The organism is Acidovorax sp. sif1233 (genome assembly GCF_019218755.1).
Taxonomy (GTDB): domain Bacteria; phylum Pseudomonadota; class Gammaproteobacteria; order Burkholderiales; family Burkholderiaceae_C; genus Acidovorax.
Genome location: NZ_JAHUWZ010000001.1, coordinates 219,388 through 242,140 on the forward strand (window position 1 = coordinate 219,388; position 22,753 = coordinate 242,140).

Annotated in this window: 20 protein-coding genes; 13 read left to right on the forward strand and 7 right to left on the reverse strand. The window is 67.9% G+C overall.

Going from position 1 to position 22,753, the window contains the following annotated elements:
* Nucleotides 1-86: 86 nt before the first annotated feature.
* From KW843_RS01020 to KW843_RS01030, 3 genes are read right to left on the reverse strand one after another with little or no spacing between them, the layout of a single operon-like run.
* Nucleotides 87-1,124: a DctP family TRAP transporter solute-binding subunit gene (locus KW843_RS01020; protein ID WP_218293245.1), complete on the reverse strand. Its 1,038-nt coding sequence runs from the start codon at nt 1,122-1,124 to the stop codon at nt 87-89.
* Between the two features lie 41 nt (nt 1,125-1,165).
* Nucleotides 1,166-2,464 (reverse strand): TRAP transporter large permease, encoded by a 1,299-nt coding sequence (locus tag KW843_RS01025; protein WP_218293246.1) that lies wholly within the window; start codon nt 2,462-2,464, stop codon nt 1,166-1,168.
* Nucleotides 2,461-3,024 (reverse strand): TRAP transporter small permease, encoded by a 564-nt coding sequence (locus tag KW843_RS01030; protein WP_218293247.1) that lies wholly within the window; start codon nt 3,022-3,024, stop codon nt 2,461-2,463. Before KW843_RS01030 ends, KW843_RS01025 begins: the two co-directional genes overlap by 4 nt.
* 236 nt (nt 3,025-3,260) lie before the next feature.
* Here KW843_RS01030 and KW843_RS01035 point away from each other — a divergent pair, with 236 nt between their 5' ends.
* The 6 genes from KW843_RS01035 (at nt 3,261) to KW843_RS01060 (ending at nt 8,707) form a co-directional block, all read left to right on the forward strand.
* On the forward strand, nt 3,261-4,193 hold the full coding sequence (locus tag KW843_RS01035; protein WP_218293248.1) for a LysR family transcriptional regulator: 933 nt from the start codon (nt 3,261-3,263) through the stop codon (nt 4,191-4,193).
* Between the two features lie 180 nt (nt 4,194-4,373).
* A complete protein-coding gene (locus tag KW843_RS01040; protein WP_218293249.1) occupies nt 4,374-5,270 on the forward strand; it encodes an amino acid ABC transporter substrate-binding protein in 897 nt (298 codons plus the stop codon).
* Nucleotides 5,271-5,385: 115 nt separating this feature from the next.
* Entirely contained in the window at nt 5,386-6,285 is a 900-nt protein-coding gene (locus tag KW843_RS01045) for an amino acid ABC transporter substrate-binding protein (RefSeq protein WP_218293250.1), read from the forward strand.
* Between the two features lie 108 nt (nt 6,286-6,393).
* Nucleotides 6,394-7,152, forward strand: coding sequence for an amino acid ABC transporter permease (locus tag KW843_RS01050; protein WP_218293251.1), 759 nt, complete (start codon nt 6,394-6,396; stop codon nt 7,150-7,152).
* Nucleotide 7,153: 1 nt separating this feature from the next.
* Nucleotides 7,154-7,819 carry an amino acid ABC transporter permease gene (locus KW843_RS01055; RefSeq protein ID WP_218293252.1) on the forward strand — a complete coding sequence of 222 codons (666 nt, stop codon included), beginning with the start codon at nt 7,154-7,156 and terminating at the stop codon, nt 7,817-7,819.
* Nucleotides 7,820-7,969: 150 nt separating this feature from the next.
* Complete coding sequence (locus KW843_RS01060) at nt 7,970-8,707, forward strand: amino acid ABC transporter ATP-binding protein (protein WP_218293253.1); 738 nt, start codon at nt 7,970-7,972, stop codon at nt 8,705-8,707.
* A gap of 200 nt (nt 8,708-8,907) precedes the next feature.
* On the opposite strand, the gene KW843_RS01065 is transcribed toward KW843_RS01060, so the two are convergent.
* Nucleotides 8,908-9,828 carry a MurR/RpiR family transcriptional regulator gene (locus KW843_RS01065; protein ID WP_218293254.1) on the reverse strand — a complete coding sequence of 307 codons (921 nt, stop codon included), beginning with the start codon at nt 9,826-9,828 and terminating at the stop codon, nt 8,908-8,910.
* Between the two features lie 102 nt (nt 9,829-9,930).
* On the opposite strand from KW843_RS01065, the gene KW843_RS01070 reads away from it, so the two are divergent.
* The 6 genes from KW843_RS01070 (at nt 9,931) to KW843_RS01095 (ending at nt 16,903) form a co-directional block, all read left to right on the forward strand.
* On the forward strand, nt 9,931-11,100 hold the full coding sequence (locus tag KW843_RS01070) for a M20 family metallopeptidase (protein ID WP_218293255.1): 1,170 nt from the start codon (nt 9,931-9,933) through the stop codon (nt 11,098-11,100).
* 32 nt (nt 11,101-11,132) lie between these two features.
* The gene (locus tag KW843_RS01075; protein ID WP_218293256.1) at nt 11,133-12,131 is read left to right on the forward strand and encodes a tripartite tricarboxylate transporter substrate binding protein; all 999 of its coding nucleotides are present in this window, start codon (nt 11,133-11,135) and stop codon (nt 12,129-12,131) included.
* 108 nt (nt 12,132-12,239) lie between these two features.
* Nucleotides 12,240-13,292, forward strand: a complete 1,053-nt coding sequence (pyrC, locus tag KW843_RS01080) for a dihydroorotase (protein WP_218293257.1) — start codon at nt 12,240-12,242, stop codon at nt 13,290-13,292.
* Nucleotides 13,277-14,047 carry a DUF3025 domain-containing protein gene (locus tag KW843_RS01085; protein ID WP_218293258.1) on the forward strand — a complete coding sequence of 257 codons (771 nt, stop codon included), beginning with the start codon at nt 13,277-13,279 and terminating at the stop codon, nt 14,045-14,047. The genes pyrC and KW843_RS01085 overlap by 16 nt, the downstream gene beginning before the upstream one ends.
* 199 nt (nt 14,048-14,246) lie before the next feature.
* Entirely contained in the window at nt 14,247-15,125 is an 879-nt protein-coding gene (gene htpX, locus KW843_RS01090) for a protease HtpX (RefSeq protein WP_218293259.1), read from the forward strand.
* Nucleotides 15,126-15,331: 206 nt separating this feature from the next.
* A complete protein-coding gene (locus KW843_RS01095) occupies nt 15,332-16,903 on the forward strand; it encodes a methyl-accepting chemotaxis protein (RefSeq protein ID WP_218293260.1) in 1,572 nt (523 codons plus the stop codon).
* A gap of 71 nt (nt 16,904-16,974) precedes the next feature.
* On the opposite strand, the gene KW843_RS01100 is transcribed toward KW843_RS01095, so the two are convergent.
* Nucleotides 16,975-18,054, reverse strand: a complete 1,080-nt coding sequence (locus KW843_RS01100) for a GlxA family transcriptional regulator (protein ID WP_218293261.1) — start codon at nt 18,052-18,054, stop codon at nt 16,975-16,977.
* 126 nt (nt 18,055-18,180) lie between these two features.
* Between KW843_RS01100 and KW843_RS01105 the strand changes: the two genes are divergently transcribed.
* On the forward strand, nt 18,181-19,524 hold the full coding sequence (locus tag KW843_RS01105; protein WP_218293262.1) for an amidohydrolase: 1,344 nt from the start codon (nt 18,181-18,183) through the stop codon (nt 19,522-19,524).
* An 859-nt stretch (nt 19,525-20,383) separates the two neighbouring features.
* Here the strand turns inward: KW843_RS01105 and KW843_RS01110 are convergent.
* Together KW843_RS01110 and KW843_RS01115 are read right to left on the reverse strand one after the other, a co-directional pair.
* On the reverse strand, nt 20,384-20,878 hold the full coding sequence (locus KW843_RS01110; RefSeq protein ID WP_255591300.1) for a VUT family protein: 495 nt from the start codon (nt 20,876-20,878) through the stop codon (nt 20,384-20,386).
* A gap of 69 nt (nt 20,879-20,947) precedes the next feature.
* Nucleotides 20,948-22,663 (reverse strand): NAD(P)/FAD-dependent oxidoreductase, encoded by a 1,716-nt coding sequence (locus KW843_RS01115; RefSeq protein WP_218293264.1) that lies wholly within the window; start codon nt 22,661-22,663, stop codon nt 20,948-20,950.
* Nucleotides 22,664-22,753: the final 90 nt, after the last annotated feature.

Genomic DNA, 22,753 nt, shown 5'->3' on the forward strand with positions numbered 1-22,753 from the left:
GGACGCCCATGAAAAAGCCCCGCCAGGGCGGGGCTTTTTCATGCTGCACGCACCGGCTTGCTTCCGTGCGCCGGTGATGGCATTGCTCACTTCTTGCGCGCGGCGATCGCCTTCTCGGCCGAGCCCACCAGGTCGGCGCCGATCTGGCCCTTCCACTTTTCGTACACGGGGCGCGTGGCCTTCACGAAGGCATCGCGCTCGGCGGTGGAGAGCTGCGTGACGGTCACGCCATTGGCGGCGATGTCCTTGAGCAGGGGCTTGTCGGCCTCGACCATGCCCTTGCGGGCAATGGCGATCTCCTCCTTGCCGGCATCGATGGCGGCCTGCTTGACGATCTCGCGGTCGGCGGGTGTCCAGGACGCCCAGATGTCCTTGTTGACCACGAAGATCAGCGGGTCGTTCACGTAGCCCCACATCGTCACGTGCTTTTGCGCCACGGTGTGCAGCTTGGCGGCCATGTACACGGCAATCGGGTTCTCCTGGCCGTCCACGGCGCCGCTGGCAAACGCGGGCTGCGCATCGGCCCAGCTCATCTGGGTGGGGTTGGCGCCCAGCGCGGTGAAGGTGTCCAGGAACAGGGGCGAGCCCACCACGCGGATCTTCAGGCCCTTCAGGTCCTCGGGGGTCTTGATCGCCTTCTTGGAATTGGAGATCTCGCGGTAGCCGTTCTCGCCCCAGGCCAGGGGCATCACGCCCGCCTTGTCCAGGGTCTGGAAGATCTGCTTGCCCACGTCGCCCTGCGTCACCGCGTCCACCGCCGCGTAGTCGGGGAACAGGAAGGGCAGCGAGAACAGGTTGAGCTGCTTGACCTGGGGCGACCAGTTGATGGTGGAGCCCACGGCCATGTCGATCACGCCCTGGCGCAGCGCGCTGAACTCGCGCGTCTGGTCGCCCTGGATCAGCGAGACGCCGGGGTACAGCTTGATGCTGATGCGGCCGCTGGTGCGTTCGCGGACCTTGTTGGCCCAGAGTTCGCCGCCCTTGCCCCAGGGGAAGGCGGTGCCCAGCACCAGCGACATGCGGTACTCGCTCTTGTAGGCCGTCTGGGCAATGGCGGCGGGGGCGGTGAAGGCGAGGGCGGCCGCAGTGGCGACGGCGGAAGTGAGGAAAGTGCGCAGTTTCATTGTTTCAGTCTCCTTATAGAAATCAGGGGTCAATGTGTGAATCAATAACCGAGTTTGGCGGGCAGCCACAGGGCCAGTTGCGGGAAGGCGATCACGAGCACCATCACGAGGAACATGGCGAACAGCATCCAGCCCACCCAGCGCACGGTGGATTCCATGCGCACGCCGGCGATGCGGCACGAGACCATGAGGTTCACGGCCAGCGGCGGTGTGAACTGGCCCAGCGCCACCTTCAGGGTCAGGATCACGCCGAACCAGACAGGGTCCCATTTGTAGAACTGCATGATGGGCAGCAGCAGCGGCACGAAGATCAGGAAGATCGAGATGCCGTCGAGGAACATGCCCACGGTGATGAGCAGCACGATGAGCAGCGCCAGCACGCCGTATTCGCCCAGGCCGGAGTTCACGATGGCGTTGGCCACCGGGTCGATCACGCCCAGCGTGGACAGCGAATACGCAAAGATGCCCGCGAGCGACACCACGATGAGGATCACGGCCGACAGCTCGCCCGATTCGCGCAGGATGGGGAACAGGTCGCGCACCTTGATCGTGCGGTGGATCACCATGCCCACGAACAGGCCGTAGAACACCGCCACCACGGCGGCCTCGGTGGGCGTGAACCAGCCGGCGCGCATGCCGCCCAGGATCAGCACCGGCGCGGCCAGGCCCCAGGTGGCCTCGCGCAGGCTCTTCCAGAACGGCGGGCGCGGCATGGTGGCTTCCAGTGCGCCCATCTTGTGCTTGCGGGCCATCCACACGGCCGGCACGATGAGTGCGATGCCTGCCAGGATGCCGGGGATCATGCCGGCGGCGAACAGCGCCGGCACCGAGGCGCCGGGCACCAGCACCGAGTAGATGATGAACGCGACCGAGGGCGGGATCAGGATGTCCGTGGCCGCTGCCGCGCCCACCACGCTGGCCGAGAACGAGGGCGGGTAGCCCGCGCGCGACATGGCCGCGATCATCACGCCGCCCACGGCGGCGGCGTTGGCCGGGCCCGAGCCCGAGATGCCCCCGAGGAACATGGCCACGGCGATCGCCACCAGCGGCAGCATGCCCGGGCCGCGTCCGACGATGGCCACGGCGAAGTTCACGAGGCGCAGCGCCACGCCCGAGCGGTCGAAGATGGAGCCGACCAGCACGAACATGGGGATGGCCAGCAGCGGGTACTTGCCCAACCCGGCGTAGAAATTCTGCGGCACGGCCAGCAGGCCGAACCACTGGCTGTCGGCATTGGCCAGCGCGATGGCGGCGGCGCCCGCCAGGCCCAGCGCGGCGCCGATCGGCACGCCCACGAACATCAGGCCCAGGAAGGCCACGAACAGGAGCGTGGCGATCATGGCCGGGCGTCCTCGGCGGATTCATCGGTGGCCCCGGGCGCCGCGCGCGTGCGCCGCACCAGCAGGCCGACGGCCCGCGCCGCGATCAGCGTGGACAGCACGGGCAGCCAGATCGAATACCACCACTGCGGCACGCCGATGCCGGGCGAGGTCTCGCCGAAGCGGTAGTCGTCCCACACCACGCGCACGCTCAGCACCGCGATCAGCCCGAACAGCAGGGCCACGGTGATGGCTCCCAGCTGCGCCAGGCGCCTGCTGCGCAGGGCCGAGCCGCCTTCGGCGAAATACTCGATGCGGATGTGCTGGTCGCGCGCCACGGCGGCGGAGCCCGCCACCAGGGCCAGCACGATCATCAGGAACACGGAGATTTCCTCCGTCCAGGCGAAGGAGGAGTTGGTGAAATAGCGCACCAGGACATTGGCGAACGTGATGAGCGCGAGCGCCGCCATCACGAGGACGGTGAGCCAGTCTTCAAGGCGCAGCGAGCGGGGCTCGGTGTCGGGGCTGGCAGCGCCGGGCGATGCATCGGCCGCGGGCCCGGGGGGGGAAGAGGAGGACATGGGAGCAGGGGTGGAGGGGAACAAACATATGCGAATGCCGGCCGCCCTGCCCGGCGGTGTTGTGCACCGGGGGCTGGGGCGAATCCCGCCCCGAGCGCAAAAAAAGCGCGGTAAGCGCTGCTTTCTATTATGCGATGGTTGCTATGCATGCACACCATTGGTGCGCCTGGCGCGGGCTGTGAAAACCCTCATATCTTTACGAAGCACGTCCGCGGGCGCGCGCGGATAATGCGCCCATGGAAACCAAGTGGCTAGAGGATTTTGTCAGTCTTGCGGAAACGCGCAGCTTCAGCCGCTCCGCCCAGTTACGCCACGTGACGCAGCCCGCCTTCTCCCGGCGCATCCAGGCCCTGGAAGCCTGGGCGGGCACCGATCTGGTGGACCGGAGCTCCTACCCCACCCGCCTCACGCCCGCCGGCAAGACCCTGTACGACCAGGCGCTGGAAATGCTGCAGGCACTGCAGAACACGCGCGCCATGCTGCGCGCGCACACCAGCGCCGGCAAGGACATGATCGAGTTCGCGGTGCCGCACACGCTCGCGTTCACCTTCTTCCCCGCCTGGGTGTCCAGCCTGCACGACAAGTTCGGCCCGTTCAAGAGCCGCCTCATCGCCCTGAACGTGCACGACGCCGTGATGCGGCTGGTGGAGGGCGGCTGCGACCTGCTGATCGCCTACCACCACCCTTCGCAGCCGTTCCAGCTCGATGCCGACCGCTACGAGATGGTGAGCCTGGGGCAGGAGGTGCTCTCCCCTTACAGCAAGGCCGACGCGGAAGGCCAGCCGCTGCACCGCCTGCCGGGCCGCGCCGGGCAGCCGCTGCCCTACCTGGGTTACGCGCCCGGTGCCTACCTGGGGCGCGTGACGGAGCTGATCCTCAAGGAGTCCGGCACGCCCATCCATCTGGAGCGGGTGTACGAGACGGACATGGCCGAGGGCCTCAAGGCCATGGCGCTCGAGGGCCATGGCGTGGCCTTCCTGCCGCACAGCGCGGTGAAGAAGGAGCTGCGCTCGCGCCGCCTGGTCAGTGCGGCGCCGCCCGATACCGAAGGACTGCAGATGACCATGGACGTGCGCGCCTACCGCGAAAAGCCCGCGGGCAAGGAAGCCCCCAAGGGCACGGCGCAGGCCCTGTGGACCTACCTGCAATCCCAGGCAGGGTCATGCTAAGGGTAAATACGGATATAAACACTTTGCATAGTTGCGCGCGCAAACGGCATTGGAATTTCACGGTAACGACACGTACAGTCTGCGCCATCGACGGGTCGGTTACCGCAGCGCGCGCCCTCTGAAGGCCCCACGGTGGCACGAACATTGCAAATCCGATCCATCCACTCACCGAGACACCGTATGAACGTTCAGCATTGGGGAATTGCCTGGGGCCTTGCCGCCCTGTGCAGCGCTTTTGCGACTTCTGCGCAGGCCTCGGTGCTCGAGCGCATCGGCGCTGGCGGCAAGCTGGTGATCGCCCACCGGGAATCGTCGGTGCCTTTCTCGTACATCGACACCCAGTCCGGCAAGCCGGTGGGCTATGCGATGGATCTGTGCCTGCGCCTGGCCGAGGTGGTGCGCAAGAAGACCGGCAAGAAGGACATGGAGGTCGAGTTCGTGGCGGTCACGCCGGCCAACCGCATCGCGGTGATCGAGCAGGGCAAGGCCGACATGGAGTGCGGCTCCACTACCAACAACGCCGAGCGGCGCCAGAAAGTGGCCTTCACGATCCCCCACTTCATTACCGGCGCGCGCCTGCTGGTGAAGTCCGCCAGCCCCATCGACCGCGTGGAAGACCTCAACGGCAAGAAACTGGTGTCCACCAAGGGCACGACGCCGCTGAAGGCGGCCGACCAGGCCAACCGCGAACGCCTGATGGGCATCACCATCGTGGAGGCGCCCGACCATGCCAAGGCCGTCGAAATGGTGGAAAAGGGCGAGGCCGACGCCTTCGTGATGGACGACGTGCTGCTGTACGGCCTGGCGGCCGGGCGGCCCGACCCCAAGGCGCTCAAGGTGGTGGGCCGCTTCATGACCACCGAGCCCCTGGCCATCATGCTGCCCAGGAACGACCCCGAGTTCAAGAAGCTCATCGACGAGGAGATGCGCCGCCTGATCACCAGCCGCGACATCTACCCGATCTATGACAAATGGTTCAACAAGCCCATCCCCCCGAACAACACGGTGCTGAACCTTCCGGTCAGCTACTTGTTGCGGGACTTCTGGAAATACCCTACCGACCAGGTCCCGTTCTGACTAATATCCCTGGTCGAGGTTTCCATTTTTGGAGAATGCGGTCTGCCGGTACCCCCGGCAGGGTCGAATCTCTAGAATCCATCCCTTTTTTCGCTTCACACACAAGGAGATACCAATGAAGAAGCATTTGCTCGCGGTTGCCGTGACCGCCCTGGCTGCAGGTAGCGCTTTCGCTCAGGCCACCGACACCCTGGCCAAGATCAAGGCCTCGGGCAGCGTGACGCTGGGTGTGCGCGAGTCTTCGGGTCTTTCCTACACCCTGGGCAACGGCAAGTTCGTGGGCTTCCACACCGAAATGGGCGAAGTCGTCCTGGCCGACATCCAGAAGCAGCTGGGCCTGCCCAAGCTGGACGTCAAGTACCAGCCCGTCACCTCGCAAAACCGCATCCCCCTGGTGACCAACGGCACCGTGGACCTGGAGTGCGGCTCCACCACCAACAACGCAGCGCGCCAGAAGGACGTGGCGTTTGCCGTGACCACCTATGTGGAAGAAGTGCGCACCGCCGTGAAGTCCAGCTCGGGCATCACGTCGATCAAGGACTTGAACGGCAAGACCATCGCCACCACCACGGGCACCACGTCGGTGCAGACCCTGCGCAAGCACGAGCGCGCTGGCGGCATCGACTTCAAGGAAGTCTTCGGCAAGGACCACGCTGACAGCTTCCTGATGCTGGAAACGGGCCGCGCTGACGCTTTCGTGATGGACGCCTCCATCCTGGCGGCCAACATCTCCAAGTCCAAGAACCCCGCCGACTACAAGATCGTCGGTGAAGTCCTGAGCGTGGAGCCCATCGCCTGCATGCTGCGCAAGGACGATGCAGCCTTCAAGAAGGCCGTGGACGACTCCATCAAGCGCCAGATCGCGGACGGTTCGCTGGCCAAGCTGTACGACAAGTGGTTCATGCAGCCCGTGCCGCCGACCAACACCAAGATCGGCCTGCCGATCTCCGATGCCACCAAGGCCGCCTGGGCATCGCCTAACGACAAGCCCATGGAAGACTACGCAAAGAAGTGATCTTCTGAGCGCTTGTGCCCCTTCGGCCAGCCGGTTTGAAGGGGCTTTTTTGTTGGGCTCGCGAGCGGTAGCGGCCAACGCAACACCAAGAATTAAAGGGGTGCTCCTATGAGTTGGGATTGGCAGGTGTTCTGCCAGGACACCATGGACCGGGAAGTCGTGCAAAGCTGCTTTGGCAAGGGCGGCGACATCACGTACCTGGACTGGATGCTGTCTGCCTGGGGCTGGACGGTGTCTGTTTCTCTGCTGGCACTTGTGCTGGCACTTGTTTTGGGCTCTTTCATCGGCACGCTGCGCACTCTGCAGGACCGGCCGGTGATCGTTCGGCTGGGCAATGCCTGGGTCGAGCTATTCCGCAATATTCCGCTGCTGGTCCAGATCTTCCTCTGGTACCACGTCCTGCCGAGCCTGTTCCCGGTGCTCAAGGGCGTTCCGGGGTTTGCACTGGTCGTGCTGGCCCTGGGCTTCTTCACCTCGGCGCGTATCGCCGAGCAGGTGCGTTCGGGCATCCAGACGCTGCCACGCGGCCAGCGCTATGCCGGCCTGGCGGTGGGGTTCACCACGTTCCAGACCTACCGCTATGTGCTGCTGCCCATGGCGTTTCGCATCATCATCCCGCCGCTGACCAGCGAGACGATGAACATCTTCAAGAACTCGTCCGTGGCGTTTGCCGTGTCGGTGGCCGAACTCACCATGTTCGCCATGCAGGCGCAGGAAGAAACCTCGCGCGGCATCGAGGTGTACCTGGCCGTGACGGCGCTCTACATCATCTCGGCCTTTGCCATCAACCGGATCATGGCGTTCATCGAGAAGCGCGTGCGCATCCCGGGCATGGTCGTGGCCAGCAGCGCAGGCGGAGGTCATTGATATGAATCTCGACTTCTCCTTCTACAACTGGGATCTCATCTCCAATTTCGTGCTCAAGGGGCTGTACTTCAGCCTGCTGCTCACCTTCGTGGCCACCATTGGCGGGGTGATCTTCGGCACCGTGCTCGCGCTCATGCGCCTGTCGGGCAAGAAATGGCTCGACGTGCCCGCCACCATCTACGTCAACGGCATGCGCAGCATTCCGCTGGTGATGGTGATCCTGTGGTTCTTCCTGCTGGTGCCCGCCATCATCGGGCGGCCCATCGGCGCGGAAGTGTCGGCCGTGGTGACCTTCATCGCGTTCGAGGCCGCCTATTTCAGCGAGATCATGCGCGCCGGCATCCAGTCCATCCCGCGCGGACAGGTGCATGCCGGCCAGGCGCTGGGCATGACGTATGGCCAGAACATGAAGCTCGTGGTGCTGCCGCAGGCGTTCCGCAACATGCTGCCGGTGCTGCTCACGCAGACCATCATCCTGTTCCAGGACACGTCGCTGGTCTACGCCATCGGCGCCTACGACATGCTCAAGGGCTTCGAAGTGGCCGGCAAGAACTTCGGCCGGCCCATCGAGGCCTACCTGGCGGCCGCCGTCCTGTACTTTGTGATGTGCTACGCGCTGTCCTGGATGGTCAAGCGCCTGCACCAGAAGATCGCAATTATTCGGTAGCCCCCCCTGAGTCGCCTTCGGCGCCTTCCCCCGAGAGGGACGACGCCAGTGGCCTGGCAAAGCCAGTTCCACGGCGTCCTCGCATGGGGCCGGATCGGTCTCATGCGCAGCGCCCTGAACAAGTGACGAGAGAAGAGATTGGAGAAAGAAATGATCGAACTCAAGAACGTATCCAAGTGGTATGGCCCCGTGCAGGTGCTCAATGAATGCTCGGCCACCATCAACAAGGGTGAAGTGGTGGTGGTGTGCGGGCCCTCGGGCTCGGGCAAATCCACGCTGATCAAGACCATCAACGCGCTGGAGCCCTTCCAGAAGGGCGAGATCACGGTGGACGGCATCCGCCTGCACGATCCCAAGACCGACCTGCCCAAGCTGCGCAGCCGCGTGGGCATGGTGTTCCAGCATTTCGAGCTGTTCCCCCACCTGTCGGTGACGGAGAATCTGACGATCGCGCAGATCAAGGTGCTGGGCCGCAGCGCGGACGACGCCAAGAAGCGTGGCCTGAAGATGCTCGAACGCGTGGGCCTGATGGCGCACAAGGACAAGTTTCCGGGCCAGCTCTCGGGCGGCCAGCAGCAGCGCGTGGCGATTGCCCGTGCGCTGTCGATGGACCCCATCGTGATGCTGTTCGACGAACCCACGTCCGCGCTCGACCCCGAAATGGTCGGTGAGGTGCTGGACGTGATGGTGGGCCTGGCCAACGAAGGCATGACCATGATGTGCGTGACCCACGAAATGGGCTTCGCCCGCAAGGTCAGCAACCGCGTGATCTTCATGGACGTGGGCGGCAAGATCCTGGAAGACTGCTCCAAGGACGACTTCTTCAACAACCCCGACGCCCGCCAGCCGCGCACCAAGGACTTCCTCAACAAGATCCTGCAGCACTGATGGCTCCCCCTGAGTCGCCTGCGGCGCCTTCCCCCAGGGGGACGCCACCGGTGGCCTGGCAAAGCCAGTTCCCCGGTGGCACTGGCTTGGGCCGCGCCAGTTTCATGCGGCGAGTGGCGTGCAGGTGTTCAGGATTAAAAGCAAAAAGCGCTCTTCGGAGCGCTTTTTTTATGGGCGCATGCAATGCCAAGGAGCCCAGGCTAACGCTTGCCCCGCCGGCCGGCCGGCGGGCTGCCCTCCACGATGAGCTGCGACTCAAAATCCGTCCACAGGTCGTCGCGATGCTTCAGGGCCTCGGACACGGCCTTGTGGCGCAGCTGGGCCACGGCCGACACCAGGGCGTTGCACAGGAAGAAGGCCGCGGTGTACGAGTCGAACGGTGATGCGTTGGAGGTGCGCACCTGAAGCCGGTGCTGGGCCAGCCGCGCCAGCGGTGCGGCCGCGCTGTCGGTGATGGCCAGCACCTGTGCGCCCGCGTCGCGAAAGCGCTGGGCCACCTTCACCGGGCCGCTCGCATAGCGGCGGATGCTGAAGACCAGCAGCGTGTCCTCGGGCTGCACCCACAGCAGCTGGTCGGTGGTCGCCACGGCGCCCACGCCCAGCTCATGCACCCCGGGGCGGCACATGTTCAGGTGCAGTGCCAGCCACGCGGCCACGGGCGCGCTGTTGATCTGGGCTAGCACGAACAGGCGGCCCCGCGCCTGGGCGATGCGCCGGGCGATGGCCTCAAAGGCCGCCATGTCCAGGCCGTCGCGCGTGGCGGCGATGTTGTGCTGGTCGTGCAGCAGCGCATCGTCCAGGCACTGCTGCAGGCTGCGCTCCGTGCCGATGGTCACCGGTGCGCGCTGGCCGGCCGTTTGCAGCAGCGCCGTGACTTCGCCGCGCGCCTCGCGCTGCGCCTGGGCATAGCTTTCATAGCCCAGCTTGGCGAACAGCCTCACCACCGTCGATGCGCTCGTGCCGTTGCGCGCCGCCAGCGCCGTGGCGGACTCCAGCAGCGCGTGCGGGTAGTCGCGCCCCAGCGCCTCCGCCAGCGCGCGCTCGGTGGTCGTGAGTTCGGCGCCCTGGCGGGCCAGGCGCTCGGTCAGCAGGCCGGCGGATTCTTGCAATGATGATTTCATGAATGTCTCTTTTATGAAAAATGTATTGCAAACAGAGGCAGCGCGTGCAACACTTCGGACCAATTTTCGCCCCGCGTTCAGGGGCAGGACCCAAGGACACAGATGCAGGATACCCTTGAAGCAAGCGGCTCCCAGGTGCGCCGGCGCATCCTGGACTGGCTCGCTGGCCAGTCGCAGGCCATGCAAGAACTGTTGCAGAAAGTTGTGAACATCGACAGCGGCAGCCGCGACGAGGCGGGGGTGACGGCCGTGGCCACCGCCCTGCGCGAGCGGCTCGAGGCCGCCAGCGTGGCCGTGCGGTTCGAGCCCGTACCGGGTTACGGCGTGCTGCTGCATGCCCACGTTCCTGGCGCCACCGACGGCCCGCCCATCGTGCTCATGGGCCACATGGACACCGTGTTCCCCGCGGGCACCGTGGCGCGGCGCCCCTTCCGCGTGGAGGATGGCCGTGCCTACGGCCCGGGCGTGGCTGACATGAAATCCGGCCTGGTGATGAACGTGTTCGTGGCCGAGGCCTTCGCGCGCTGCGGCGGGCTCCAGGGGCCGCTGCAGCTGTTCTTCTCGTGCGACGAGGAGATCGGCTCGCCCGCCACGCGCGAGCGCATCATGGCCCAGGCGCGCGGCGTCAAGGCGGTGCTCAACGCCGAGCCGGGACGCGTCAGCGGCAACCTGGTGACGAGCCGCAAGGGCTCGATGGTGGTGGAGTTCGAGGTGGAGGGCGTCGCCGCCCACGCCGGCATCAACCACGCGGCGGGCGCGAGCGCCATCGAGGCCCTGGCCCGCAAGACGCTGGCGCTGCACGCACTCACCGACCCCGCCACGGGCACCACCGCCAACGTGGGCGTGGTGCAGGGCGGCATCGTGCCCAACATGGTGGCGCCGCACGCCAAGGCCGCGGTGGACCTGCGCTTCACCTCGGACACCGACCCCGAGGAACTGCTCGCCAGGGTGCGCGCCATCGTGGAGGAGGAATCCGTGCCGCGCACCAAAGGCCGCATCACCGAATCGCGCCGCACGCTGCCCATGAAGCCCACGCCCGACGCGCTGCTGGCGCTGTACCAGCGCGGCGCCCAGTCGTTGGGCTTCGAGGTGCAGGGCGAATTCACCGGGGGCGCGGCCGACAGCGGCCTCACCGCCTCCGTGGGCGCGCCCACGCTGTGCGGCACCGGCCCCGTGGGCGGCCACCCGCACACCGAGCGCGAGTACTGCGAGCTGTCCACCTTCGTGCCGCGTGCCCAGGCCGTGGCGCTGGCCATCCTGGACCATCCCTGATCCCTCCCCATTCCTTTTCGAGAGAAGACCCCATGCATTCCACACAACTCAACCGCCGCCATGTTCTCTCCGCCGGCCTGGGGCTGGGCCTTGCGGGCCTGGCGCCGGTAGCAGCCCAGGCGGACGAGAAATTCCCCTCGCGCCCCATCACCCTGGTGGTGCCGTTCCCGCCCGGCGGGTCGGTGGACATCATGGCCCGCCAGTATTCCGAGCCGCTCTCGCGCGTGCTGGGCGTGCCCATCGTCGTGGAAAACCGCGCGGGCGCGGGCGGCTCGGTGGGCGCGTTGTACGTGGCGCGCGCCAAGCCCGACGGCTACACGCTGGTCGTGTCGTCGCAAAGCAGCCACCTGGCCAACCCGCTCACCCAGCCCAAGGTGGGCTACGACCCGGTCAAGGATTTCGAGAACATCGCCATCCTGGGCCGCCAGCCCAACGCGCTGGTGGTGCACAGCAGCCTGCCGTTCAAGACGTTCGCCGAGTTCGTGGCCTACGCCAAGAAGAACCCCGGCAAGCTCAACTACGGCAGCGGCGGCGTGGGCAGCATGGGCCAGCTCAACGTCGAGATGTTCAAGGCCGCCACCGGCGCCTTCACCACCCACATTCCCTACCGTGGCGGCACGCCGCTGATCACGGCCGTGCTGGCCAACGAGGTGCAGTTCATCCTCGACAACCTGGTGATCATGCTGCCGCACGTGCAGGCCGGCAAGGTCCGTGCCCTGGCCGTGGCGGCCGACCAGCGGCTGGCCCAACTGCCCGATGTGCCCACCATGGCCGAGGTGGGCTACCCGGAGCTCAATCTCACCTCGTGGACAGGCCTGGCGGCCCCCGGCGGCACGCCCGATGCCATCGTGCAGACGCTGTACAAGGCCGTGCGCCAGGTCGCCACCTCGCCCGCGATGCTGGCCAACCTCAAGGAGCGCGGCGTGATCGCCCCCGAAGAGATGGCGCCCGCCGCCTTCGAGAAGATGATGTCCGAGCGCCTCGTGAAATTCGGCGAGGTGGTGCGCAAGGCGGGCATCACGGCTGAATGAGGTCGTGCTGGCCTGCTGTTTGTGATTGTTTTCGCTGCTGGCCCTTGTTTGTCAAGCGCCGGAAGCTATCAAATTGATAGTTCCAAAGCCGATGGGACAATGCTGCCCATGACCGCCGCCCTCCACCCCCCCATCGACTCCCTCACCATCACCCGGCCCGACGACTGGCACCTGCATGTGCGCGACGGCGAGCCGCTTTCCACCGTGGTGCCGCACACGGCCGCGCAGTTCGGCCGCGCGATCATCATGCCCAACCTGCGCCCGCCCGTGACCACGGCCGAGCAGGCCCTGGCCTACAAGCAGCGCATCCTGGCCGCCGTGCCCGCCGGCGTGCAGTTCGAGCCGCTGATGACGCTGTACCTCACCGACAACCTGCCCGCCGACGAGATCGTGCGCGCCAAGGATGCGGGCGTGGTGGCCTGCAAGCTCTATCCCGCGGGCGCCACCACCAACAGCGACGCGGGCGTGACCGACATCCGCAAGACCTACAAGACGCTCGAGGCCATGCAGAAGGCCGGCATGCTGCTGCTGGTGCACGGCGAAGTCACGAGCAGCGACATCGACCTGTTCGACCGCGAGGCCGTCTTCATCGACCAGCAGCTCATCCCGCTGCGCCGCGACTTCCCCGAACTCAAGATCGTCTTCGAGCACATCACCACCAAGGACGCGGCCGACTACGTGCAGGCGTCCGGCCGCTTCACCGCGGCGACCATCACGGCGCACCACCTTCTGTACAACCGCAACGCGATCTTCGTCGGCGGCGTGCGCCCGCACTACTACTGCCTGCCCGTGCTCAAGCGCGAGACGCACCGCGTGGCCCTGGTGCAGGCGGCCACCAGCGGCTCGGCCAAGTTCTTCCTGGGCACCGACAGCGCGCCACACCCCGCGCACCTCAAGGAGCACGCCACCGGCTGCGCAGGCTGCTACACCGCGCATGCCGCCATGGAGATGTACGCCGAGGCGTTCGACAACGCCGGTGCGCTCGACAAGCTCGAAGGCTTTGCCAGCTTCCACGGCCCCGACTTCTACAGCCTGCCGCGCAACACCGGCACCATCACCCTGCGCCGCGAATCCTGGACGCCGCCCGAGAGCTTCGTCTTCGGCGAGGCCAACCTCAAGCCCCTGCGCTCCGGTGAAGCGCTGCCGTGGCGGCTGGTGTAAGCCCCTCCTTCGACGCCATCGACTGGAGCGCTCCCTGGCTGGCGCCGTGGCGCGGCCTGGGCCAGCCCATCGCGCGGCAGGTGCAGGGCGGCGGCGCGGTGCACGAGGCATTGCAGTCCGCGGCGCCCGGCGCGGTGCCCATGCTGTTCGCGCCGCAGGCCGCGCTGCCCGACGGCGTGGCCTACGAGCAGTACATCTGGGACACCCGCCGCGTGCCCACGCGCGACAACCTGCACGACTTCTTCAACGGCCTGGTGTGGCTGCATTTCCCGCTCACCAAGCGCCGCCTGAACGAACTGCAGGCCCAGGCCATCGCCGCCGACGGCGTGCAGGCGGTGCGCGGGCCGCTGCGCGATGCGCTCACGGTGTTCGATGAAAACGGCGCGCTGCTGCAGGCGCCCGACGCACTGTGGGATGCGCTCCGGGCGCGCGACTGGCAGCGCCTGTTCGTCGACCTGCGCCCGCTGTGGCGCGAAGCCCGGCTGGTGCTGTTCGGACATGCGCTGCTGGAGAAGCTGGTGGCACCCCGAAAACCCATGGTGGCGCACGTCTATCCAGCGCCTGCAGCTATTGAATCCATAGCGGGTCTGGATGCCTGGCTCGCGCGGCGGGTGCAATCCCCCACCTGGGACGCCAAGCCTTTCACCCCCCTGCCGGTGCTGGGCGTGCCCGGCTGGTGGCGGGCGAATGAGGTGCCGGGCTTCTATGCCGACGCCCAGGTGTTCCGTCCGCCGCGCGCTGCACCCGCTCCCTAATTCCCGTCAAGGCTTGTGTGATAAGGCCGCACCACAGGTTTGCACCTACCATAGCGCGATGAAATCGCGGCCATGGGCGGCGGGCGCGGGGGCTGCAGCGGCCCGCCACGCCCGAGGGCGTACCGCTTGAAGCGCGGTCCCCGGCCCCCATCTGGACCAGCGGACACTGTTGTTGTTGACCCCACGGAGAATTCATTCCATGAAGCGGATCCTGTTATTTGTGATGACCAACCTGGCCGTCGTTGTCGTGCTGGGGGTGGTGGCCAGCCTGCTGGGCGTGAACCGCTATCTCACGGCCAACGGGCTGAACCTGGGCGCGCTGCTGGGCTTCGCGCTCGTCATGGGCTTTGGCGGCGCGATCATCTCGCTGCTCATCAGCAAGCCCATGGCCAAGTGGACCTCGGGCGTGCGCGTGATCGACGGCTCCGGCTCGCCCGACGAGCGCTGGATCGTCGAGACCGTGCGCAAGTTCGCCACCGAAGCCAAGATCGGCATGCCCGAAGTCGGCATCTTCGAGGGCGACCCCAATGCGTTCGCCACGGGCGCGTTCAAGAACTCGGCGCTGGTGGCGGTGTCCACCGGCCTGCTGCAGGGCATGACGCGTGAAGAGGTCGAGGCCGTGATCGGCCACGAGGTGGCCCACATCGCCAACGGCGACATGGTCACCATGACGCTGATCCAGGGCGTGATGAACACCTTCGTGGTGTTCCTGTCGCGTGTCATCGGCTACGCCGTGGACAGCTTCCTGCGCAAGAACGACGAGAGCAGCTCGGGCCCCGGCATCGGCTACTACGTGACCACCATCGTGCTCGACATCCTGCTGGGCTTTGTGGCCGCCATGATCGTGGCCTGGTTCAGCCGCCAGCGCGAATTCCGCGCCGACGCGGGTGCCGCCCAGCTCATGGGCCGCCGCCAGCCCATGATCAACGCCCTGGCCCGCCTGGGTGGCATGCACCCGGCCGAGCTGCCCAAGAGCATGGCCGCCATGGGCATCGCCGGCGGCATCGGCAAGCTGTTCAGCACGCACCCGCCCATTGAAGAGCGCATTGCCGCGCTGCAGAATGCGCAGCAGCAGTAGCAGGGCTGATCCGGCTCGGGCCTCGGCCCCTGCAGGCCGCCGCGGGAGCCCCCGCGGCGGCCTTTTTGTTGGTGGGGTGGGCAGGCCGCCTCGTGGCAAGGCTCAAGGGCTTGTCACCTTGTGTCGATAAGGTGGTGGCGACCCAGGCCCGCATGCCGTGCGGCGCGCGGTTGCATCATTGACCTTCATTCCCACGAGAGCACTCCATGTCCATTTCCCACGCGCGTGTTGCGGTCCGCCTGGCCCTGGCCTTTGGCGTTGTCTGCCTGGTCATGTCGCTGTCGGCCGCCGTCGGCATCTGGCGGCTGGCGGGGCTGCAGGACATCGCCGACGACCTGGGCGGCGCCTCCTCCGAGCGCGCACTGCTGGCGCGCGAGCTGCACGCCATCGTGGTGCTCAGCTCCGTGCGGGCCGAAACCCTGCTGGAAATCGACAACCCCGCCTACGCGGCGCGCATCGATGCCGACCGCAAGGTCACCTCTGCCCGGTCCGCCGACGTGCGCAAGCGGCTGGACGAACTGGCGGCGGACCCGGAGTCCCAGGCCCTGTTCGATGCCATCGACAAGGCCGGCAATGGTTTTCGCACCGTGCGCGACGACCTTGTCAAGCGCCGCAAGGACGGGGAGGCCCTGCCGCCCGACGCCATCGCCACGCGCCTGCGCCCGGCGGCTGATGCCTATGCGGCGGCCGTGAACCAGCTGGCCGACTTCCAGCGCCAGCGCGTGGCCGAGGCCCGCGATGCCGCCGCCCGCAGCGAACGGCAGGGCATCACCCTGCTGGCGGCGGGTTCCGTGGTGGGGCTGCTGCTGAGCCTGGCCTGTGCCTGGCTGCTGTCGCGCTCTATCCTGCGGCCGCTGGCCCGTGCGTCCGAAGTCACCGACCGCATCGCCGAAGGTGACCTGACCTCGGCCGTGCCGGCCCCGGGCGCGGGCAACCGCGACGAGCTGCAGGCGCTGCTCGCGCGCCTGGGCGGCATGCAGGCACGCCTGGCCGCTCTGGTGGTGGGCATGCGCCAGGCCAGCACTTCCGTGGCCGGGGCCAGCAGCGAGATCGCGGCGGGCAACAGCGACCTGTCGGCCCGCACCGAGCACACGGCCTCCAACCTCGAAGAAATCGCCGCGAGCATGGAGGAGCTGCTGGCCACCGTGCGCCACAGCGCCGACGCCGCCGCGCAGGCCAGCAGCCTGGCCACGGGCGCCAGCGGCGTGGCGCAGCGCGGGCGCGAGGCCGTGGACCGCGTGGTGGGCACCATGGATGGCATCGCGCTGTCGTCCCGCCGCATCGCCGACATCACCAGCGTGATCGACGGCATCGCGTTCCAGACCAACATCCTCGCGCTCAACGCCGCCGTGGAAGCGGCCCGGGCCGGAGAGCAGGGCCGGGGCTTCGCGGTGGTGGCCGGCGAGGTGCGCAGCCTGGCCCAGCGGTCGGCCACGGCGGCCAAGGAGATCGGCGGCCTGATCAGCGACAGCGTGCGCCAGGTGGACGAGGGCGCCAAGCTCGTGCACGCGGCGGGCAGCACCATGGGCGAGATCGTGAGCTCCGTGCAGCAGGTGGCCACCATCATTGGCGAGATCAGCACCGCCGCGCGCGAGCAGACCACGGGCCTGAGCCAGGTGGGCGAGGCGGTCTCGCAGCTCGACCAGATGACGCAGCAGAACGCCGCGCTGGTGGAAGAGTCCTCCGCCGCCGCGCAGGGTCTGCGCGCGCAGGCGCAGCAGTTGGCCGAACTGGTGGAGGCGTTCCGCCTGCCGGCTGGCAACGCGCTGCCGCGCTAGACAAGGGCGTCTTCCCTGGAGTGAAGCGCGGCGTCCAAGGCTGGCGCGGCCAAGCCGGCGCCACAGGGCGGTCACGATATTTCCACCCGCCAGCGCCTGCGCGGCGCGCGCAGCGCATGGCGCTTGCGGTACTCCGCCGGCGCCATGCCGGTGTAGCGCGCGAAGATGCGCCTGAAAGCCGCCGGGTCGGCGTAGCCGCAGGCCACGGCGACGCTGGGCACGCTCTCCAGCGTCACTTCCAGCATGACCTTGGCGCGGCGGCAGCGCAGGCCGTGCAGGTAGTCGAGCGGCGACTGCGACAGCTCCTGCTGGAAGTGCCGCAGCAGCGTGCGCGTGCTCACCGATGCTGCCTCGGCCAGCCGGGCCAGGGAGTACGGCTGGTCCAGGTGGGCCTCCATCCAGGCGATGGCGCGCGCCAGGGTGCTGTCGCGCGTGGCCGGGATGTGCTGCTGCGCGTTGGCCTGCAGGGCCGCGCGCGCACGCTGGTGGTCCGGCGCCATCACGGTCTCGCAGGCGGCGGCCAGTTCCTCCCCCAGCGCGTGGCGCACCAGGGCGATCGCCAGCAGGTTCACGCTGTGCGGCAGCGCGCAGCTGAGCCAGGGGCCGTCGTCCGACAGGTCCCGGCCCAGGCTGTGGCCGATGCCCGGGAAGTCCCGTTCGAAGCCCGCGATGTAGAACCAGGGCAGGCTGGCCTGGCGCCCGTTCAGGCGGCCGCTTTGCGCCGCCAGCCAGGCACCATTGCCCACCGTGAGCAGTTTCTGCCCGGCATCGAGCGCGATGCCCAGCTGCCGCGACAGCGCGCGGTGGCGGGCCGCCACCGCGCGGATGGCCGGAATGTCCGCGGCATGGAACGAGGGGATGAACAACGCGTGGGCCGGGGCGGAGGGCGCCGCCGTGTCCCCGGCCGGCGTGTAGGCCGCCAGCGGCCCTGGCAGGGAAGCGAGGGGCAGCCCCCCGGCATCGAGCAGCCGCCAGGCCATGCGCGGCGCCTGCGCGCCCATGCGCAGGCCCGCCAGCAGGTTGGCGCCGCGCAGCAGGTCGATGAACTGCAGCGCATTGCCCACGGCGGACTCGGGCAGCAGCGGAATGTCCACGCGAAAGACCGGCGGCCTGGCGGGACTCGGGGGCAAGGACGAAGGTGACTGCGGCATGGCGGTATTGGCTCGTTGGATGGCCATTTTCGCTTGTCATGAAGAGGGTGCCGGCTTTTAGCATGAACGTGCTTTTTGCTCCCTGCTCCAGCCTTGCAAGCTGTCACCCACCCTATGGATCTGCCCATGCACAAACCCCTTTCCGCCATCGCGCTTGCCGCCGGCCTCGCCGCCAGCGGGCTGATCGCCGCCTCTTCGGCCCACGCCCAGGCGCTCGATGCCGCCGGCCTGCAGGCCATCGACACCGCCGTGAACAAGGTGGCGCCCAAGATGGTCAATTGGCGCCGCGACATCCATGCCCACCCCGAGCTCTCGGGCCAGGAGGTGCGCACCGCCAAGCTCGTGGCCGAGCACCTGAAGAAACTCGGCATGGAGGTGCAGACCAACGTGGGCGGCACCGGCGTGGTGGGCACCCTGCGCGGCGGCCTCCCGGGCAAGGTGGTGGCGCTGCGCGCCGACATGGACGCATTGCCCGTGCCCGAGAACACCGGCCTGCCCTTTGCCTCGAAGATGAAGGCCAACTACCTGGGCAAGGAAGTGCCGGTGATGCACGCCTGCGGCCACGACGCCCACGTGGCCATGCTCATGGGCGCGGCCGAGGCGCTGGCCGGCATGAAGGCCCAGCTGCCCGGCACCATCAAGTTCATCTTCCAGCCCGCCGAGGAAGGCGCGCCCGTGGAGGCCGACGCCAACGGCAAGGTGCCCAGCTTCGGGGCCAAGGCCATGGTGGAAGAGGGCGCCTTGAAGGATGTGCAGGCCATCTACGGCCTGCACATCACGGCCAACCTGCCGTCCGGCGTGGTGGGCTACCGCAGCGGCCCGCTCATGGCCGGATCGGACAACATCAGCATCCAGGTGGAAGGGCGCGGCGGCCATGGCTCGTCGCCCTGGAACGCAGTGGACCCGGTGGTGGCGGCCAGCCAGGTGGTGCTGGGCCTGCAGACCGTGGTGAGCCGCCAGCTCAACATCAGCCAGGAGCCCGCGGTGGTCACCATCGGTTCCATCCACGGCGGCACGCGCTACAACATCATTCCGGACAACGTGGAGCTGCTGGGCACCCTGCGCACCTTTGACGAGGGCATGCGCCAGGAGGCCTTGAAGCGCATCACCACCACCGCCGAGCAGATCGCGGCGTCGAGCGGCGCCAAGGCCAAGGTGCGCTTCGGACCCGTGGCCTACCCGGTGACCACCAACCCGGCCGAGCTGACGGCCGCCTCGCTGCCCGCGCTCAAGCTGGCCACGGGGGGCAAGGCGATGATCATCCCCAAGGTGAGCGGTTCGGAAGACTTCTCGGAGTTCCAGAAGGTCGCGCCCGGCTTCTTCTACTTCCTGGGCGCGCCGCCCAAGGGCGCGGACTTCAACAAGGCTCCATCCAACCACTCGCCGTTGTTCGACATCGATGAAGACCAGCTGCCGGTGGGTGCGCGCACGCTGGCGGCGCTGGCGGTGGATTTCTTGCAGCGCAAGTAAGGCGTGGGCCTTGGCGCTGGGTCTGGTGCCGACGGCGCCGCATGGGGTTGGGGCTCTTCAGGTTGCGCGGGCTGAGCTTGTCGAAACCTGGGTTGGCTCTTTGGCTGATGGATGCGACATGCCTGTGTTGAGGGCGGGAGCCGGGGTGCGCGCCCGGCGGCGCGGTAACTTTCTCTTGGTTCGCCAAGAGAAAGTCACCAAAGAGAAGGCGACCCCCAGTCTGCGACCCCTTCGCGTTGCGAAGGGGCAAACCTGCGTCGGTGCGGTTGCGGGGTGCGCCGCAGAACTCACTGCGCGCCTTTGGCGCTCCGTTCAGACAACTGCGGCGAGTCAGTGCACGAAGCATGCGCGCTCCGACGCGCATGCCACCCCGCAGCCGCCCCGCCGCAGGCGCAGCCAGCAGGGGGTGGACAGCCGAACAGCCACACGGGCCTTTGCTTCGCTCGGCCTGGCGGTCGCGGCGCAAAGCGCCTGCGCGTTCGGGGGCCGAGCGCAGCGATGGCCCGTGTGGATGTTGGCTCCCCCAGCCCTTCAGGATGCGCCGAGGAGCGCAGTGCGGGGGGCGGGCGTGTGCCGAAGGACACACGCCTTCGTTGACTGACTCGCTGCGGTTGTCTGAGCGGAGCGCGAAGCGCGCAGCGAGTTCCGCAGCGCGCCCCCCGCACGAGCACCGCAGGTTGCCCCGCTCGCCCAGCGGGCGAGTGGGGACGCAGGCTGTAGGGTCGCCCTTTCTTTGGTGACTTTCTTTCGGCGAAGCGAAAGAAAGTTACTCGCACGCCGGGCGACTCCCGGCCTCCGCCCTTCAACCAGGCATGCTGCCCATCAGCGAGCCTGCGAGCGCACCCAGGTTCCGACAAGCTCAACCCGACCGGGTGTGGAGCGCGGCGCCCCGGCCCACCAGCAGCCGAAACGGCAGCAGCAGCGCCACGCCCAGCACCAGCTTCACCCCCAGGTCCCCCAGCGCCCACGTCACCCAAGGGTCGCTGCTACCGGCAAAGGCGATGCTCCAGAACACTGCCGTGTCCAGCACCGCAGCCATCAGCGTGGCCACCAGCGGCGCGCGCCACCAGGTGCCGTGGCGCAGCCGGTCGAACACGGCGATGTCCAGCCATTGCGACAGCAAAAACGCCGTGCCGGACGCGATGGCAATGCGCGCAGGTGCCAGCACCAGCGACGCGGCCACCGCCACGGCAAAGCCCACCCAGGCCACGCGGCGCGCCTGCTGCGGGCCGTGGGCGCGGTTGACCAGCTCACTCACCAGGAAGGCGACCGGGTAGGTGATCGCGCCCCAGGTGAGCCAGTCGTTGATCGGGAACTGCACCAGGATGTTGGAAGCCAGCACCACGGCGGCCATGGCCAGGGCAGCGGCAGCGAACTGCGCGCGGGTCGGGAGCGTCAGCACAGCAGCGATCCCACCACCAGGTCAGGCACGGCCCAGCAGAGCACGCGCAACCGCCTCGCCCACCTTGATCCCGTCCACCCCCGCCGACAGGATGCCGCCCGCGTAGCTCGCGCCTTCGCCCGCCGGGTACAGGCCGGGGGTGTTCAGGCTCTGCAGGTTCTCGCCCCGCCCGATCTTGAGCGGCGACGAGGTGCGGGTCTCCACGCCGGTCAGCACCGCGTCGTGCATGTCGAAGCCCTTGATCTTGCGGCCGAACACGGGCAGCGCCTCGCGCAGGGCCGCGATGGCGTAGCCGGGCAGGGCGGCGTGCAGGTCGCCCAGGGCCACGCCGGGCTTGTACGAAGGCTCCACATCGCCCAGGTGCTTCGATGGAGTGCCCTGGATGAAGTCGCCCACCAGCTGCCCCGGCGCGCTGTAGTCGCGCCCGCCGAGCACGAAGGCGTTGGATTCGAGCTGGCGTTGCAGCACGATGCCCGCCAGCGGGTGGAACTGGCCCTGCGGCAGCGCTTCGATGCCGTGGGTGTGGCCCAGATGGGTGTCGAAGGCGGCGGCGTCGGTAGGGTAGTCGCTCGGATCGATCCCCACCACCATGCCCGCGTTGGCGTTGCGCTCGTTGCGGGAGTACTGGCTCATGCCGTTGGTGACCACGCGGTTCGGCTCGCTGGTGGCGGCCACCACGGTGCCGCCGGGGCACATGCAGAAGCTGTACACCGCCCGGCCGTTCTGCGCATGGTGCACCAGCTTGTAGTCGGCCGCGCCCAGGAGCGGGTGGCCGGCGTGGCGGCCCCAGCGGGCGCGGTCGATGATGCCCTGCGGGTGCTCGATGCGAAAGCCGATGGAAAACGGCTTGGCCTCCATGGCGACGCCGCGGTCGTACAGCATGGCAAAGGTGTCGCGCGAGCTGTGGCCCAGGGCCATCACCACATGGTCGGCGCGCAGGTCGGTGGTCTCGCCCGTGGCCTGGTTCAGCACCTTCAGGCCGCGCAGGTGGCGGTTCTCCCCGGTGCCTTCGACGACCACGTCCGTCACGCGCTGCTCGAAGCGGATCTCGCCGCCCAGCGCGATGATCTGCTCGCGCAGGTTCTCCACCACCTTCACCAGCTTGAAGGTGCCGATGTGCGGGTGGGCCACGTACAGGATTTCCTCGGGCGCGCCGGCCTTCACGAACTCGTTCATCACCTTGCGGCCCAGGTGGCGCGGGTCCTTGATCTGGCTGTAGAGCTTGCCGTCGCTGAAAGTGCCCGCGCCGCCCTCGCCGAACTGCACGTTGCTTTCGGCATGCAGCTCGCGCTTGCGCCACAGGCCCCAGGTGTCCTTGGTGCGCTCGCGCACGGGCTTGCCGCGCTCGAGCACGATGGGCCGGAAGCCCATCTGCGCCAGCACCAGCGCCGCGAAGATGCCGCAGGGGCCAAAGCCCACCACCACGGGGCGCAGGGGCAGCTCGACCGGGGCCTGGCCCACGGGCTGCCAGGCCATGTCGGGTGTGGGCTGGATGTGCGGGTTGCCCGCGAACTGCGCGAGCAGCGCGGCCTCGCGCTCTGGCTGGGCGAGGGTGATGTCGATGATGTACACCGCCAGCAGTTCCACCTTGCGCGCGTCGAAGCTGCGCTTGAAGACGTGCAGGTGGGTGATGTCGGCCGGGGCCAGGCCCAGCAGCCTGGCGGCGGCGGCGCGCAGCAGCGCGTCGGGGTCTTCGGCCGCCGTGAAGGGCAGCCGGATTTCGGAGAGGCGGATCATGGTCTTGCGGGCCCGTGTCGATCGGGCGGGGTGCAAAGTCGTGGGGCCGTGATTTTACCGGGCCGCTGGCGCGCGGCCCCGTGCCTGCCG